This is a genomic window from Paracoccus indicus, from assembly GCF_003056335.1.
GTDB classification, from domain to species: Bacteria; Pseudomonadota; Alphaproteobacteria; order Rhodobacterales; family Rhodobacteraceae; genus Paracoccus; species Paracoccus indicus.
The window spans coordinates 1-598 of the sequence record NZ_PYWA01000030.1 but is presented as its reverse complement, the minus strand read 5'-3'; the positions used below and the strand labels follow the sequence as shown (position 1 = coordinate 598).

The following is a 598-nucleotide window of genomic DNA, read 5'->3' as shown; positions in this document are numbered from 1 at the left end:
ATGGAAGCGCGCAACGTTGTGCCGGTCATCCCCATGCGCAAGACCCGCAAGCTCCGTGTCACCGTGGATCGCACCCTCTACAGGCTGCGCAACCTCGTCTAGCGCTGCTTCAACAAGCTGAAGAACGTCCGCCGCGTCGCCACCCGCTACGACAAAACCGCAGAGAGCTTCTTGGGGTTCATCGACATCACCTCGATCCGTCTCTGGCTCCGCCATTTGTCAACATGACCTAGTAATCTCAAATGAAAGAAGTCTTCACACCTTACTCAGGGGGATTGAACCGCGCCGGGTTTGCCGGAGGCTCCAACTCCTGAGTAGGATGGAGCATCATGAGCAAGACGTGGAACAAGTTTTCCCCCGAAGTGCGTGAACGCGCGGTGCGGTTGGTCTTTGATAACGAGGGTCGCCATGAATCGCGGTGGCAGGCAGTCATGTCGATTTCCGCGAAGATCGGCTGTGCGCCCCAGACCTTGAACGAGTGGGTCAAGAAGGCCGAGGTCGACAGCGGAAAGCGCGCTGGCATCCCGGCAGACATGGCCGAGAAGATGAAGGCGCTGGAGCGGGAGAACCGAGAGTTGCGCCAGGGTGAGGAGGGTCA

The 598-nt window shown here is 59.0% G+C and carries 1 protein-coding gene and 1 pseudogene; both read left to right on the top strand.

Going from position 1 to position 598, the window contains the following annotated elements:
• Positions 1-228, top strand: a pseudogene (locus tag DDE75_RS17110) (transposase); the annotation flags it as partial.
• Between the two features lie 101 nt (positions 229-329).
• Positions 330-598 (top strand): transposase (locus DDE75_RS17105; protein ID WP_162799114.1); only part of this gene is annotated, 269 nt, incomplete at its 3' end.